Source organism: Streptomyces sp. W16, assembly GCF_033194735.1.
Classification (GTDB): Bacteria; Actinomycetota; Actinomycetes; order Streptomycetales; family Streptomycetaceae; genus Streptomyces.
Window position 1 is genome coordinate 1 of the sequence record NZ_JAWOAI010001042.1, and the last position, 1,524, is coordinate 1,524.

The 1,524-nt window shown below is 72.9% G+C and carries 3 protein-coding genes; all 3 read right to left on the reverse strand.

Annotated features, from left to right (window positions below; genetic code table 11):
* Window positions 1-235: LLM class flavin-dependent oxidoreductase (locus tag R6V09_RS52870; RefSeq protein WP_317888516.1), on the reverse strand; the 235-nt coding region annotated here is incomplete at its 3' end.
* A gap of 35 nt (window positions 236-270) precedes the next feature.
* Window positions 271-999, reverse strand: a complete 729-nt coding sequence (locus R6V09_RS52875; RefSeq protein ID WP_317888517.1) for an SDR family NAD(P)-dependent oxidoreductase — start codon at window positions 997-999, stop codon at window positions 271-273.
* Between the two features lie 39 nt (window positions 1,000-1,038).
* Window positions 1,039-1,524 (reverse strand): DUF6081 family protein (locus R6V09_RS52880; RefSeq protein ID WP_317888518.1); only part of this gene is annotated, 486 nt, incomplete at its 5' end.

Genomic DNA, 1,524 nt, shown 5'->3' on the forward strand with positions numbered 1-1,524 from the left:
CGCTCTTCCGATCTGTGGCCGCCGTCAGCGCGGTCAGACCCGGGGGCCGGGCGGGCATCTGCATGACGGCCGAGCCCAGGAGGATACGGCGGGTGCGGCCCGCCATCAGGCCGAGGACGCTCGGCGCGTCGGAGCGCAGGCCTTCGGGGGCCAGGGCGACGGCGTACCCGAGATCCTCCGCGGCGCGGGCCAGCCGGCCCGCGCCCTGATAGCCGAGATGGGCGCCGAGGCGCATGGGTCGTGGTCCTTCCACTCGGCCGCTCGGCCGGGTCACAGGAGGTGGGCGCCGCCGTCCACGCTCAGCACGGCGCCGGTCGTGTAGGCGGAGGAGACCAGGCCGTACACCGCGTCGGCGACGTCCTCGGGCGCGCCGACCCGGCGCAGCGGGGCGGAGCGGCGTACGTGCTCGGCGATCTCGGTGAAGTCCTTGGTCCACGGGGTTTCGATGAGTCCGGGTGCCACCGCGTTGACCCGCACCTCGGGGCCGAGCACGTTGGCCAGGAGCCGGGTGAGGTGCTCGATCGCCGCCTTGCTGATGGCGTACGGGATGGAGCTGCCGGCGGGGCGGCTGCCCGCGACCGAGGAGACGTTGACGACGACGGCGTCGCCCGCGGCCTTCAGGTGCGGCACCGCGGCCACGGTGGTCTGCCAGGTACCGATCACGTTGAGTCCGAGGATCTCGCGCCAGATCTCGGGGGTGGCGCCCTCCAGGTCGGCGTGCGGGATGAAGCGGGTGATGCCGGCGTTGTTGACCAGGATGTCGAGCCGTCCGTAGTGGGCGACGGTCTCGGCGACCAGGCGCCGGGCCTGTGTCTCGTCGCTGATGTCGGCCTGTATGTAGTGGGCGTCGGGCAGTGTCGCGGCGAGCTTCTCGCCCTCCTCCACCGAGCGGGCCGAGTTGATCACCACGCGGATGTTCTCGGCGGCCAGGCGTCGGGCGACGGCCTCGCCGATGCCGGAGGAGGAGCCGGTCACCAGGGCGACGCGTTGTGTGGACATGCCGGGTAGCTCCCTTGACTGAGCGGATCGGGGGTCGGATCAGACGGGTTCGGTGGTGACGCGCAGGTCGCGGGCGTCGAGGCGGATGCCCTGGCCCGCCGGTGCGGCGGCGAACAGGGAGAATCCGAAGGCGAGTTGACGGGGAGTCACCAGTTCCTCCCGGCCGGGGACGTCCCACATCAGGCACGAGTCGTGGAAGTCCTGCTGTCCGATGTTCGCCACGGTGAGGACCTCGGTGCCGTCCAGCGTCCAGGAGACGGTGGCGGCCGAGCGGTCCAGCGTCAGCGCACAGCGGTGGAAGCGGCCCGGGCGCACCGCCGCCAGGGGGACCGCGCAGGAGAACGCCCGGTGTCCTCGTCCGGCGACGGGCAAGCGCTCGTAGATCGCGTAGACCGCGCTGCCGGTGAGGGCGAAGTCGAAGACCATGCCGCTCTCCCGGTCGAAGGCGAGCAGGACTCCGGCGGCCAGCGCGACATCGCGCGCCGGGTCGGCCGCCGCCCCGTCCGCCGGGGCTCCCCGGGTGCC

Excerpts from the sequence above, each read along its gene's own strand:
- R6V09_RS52875 (WP_317888517.1), bottom strand. The coding sequence starts at position 999 with ATGTCCACACAACGCGTCGCCCTGGTGACCGGCTCCTCCTCCGGCATC.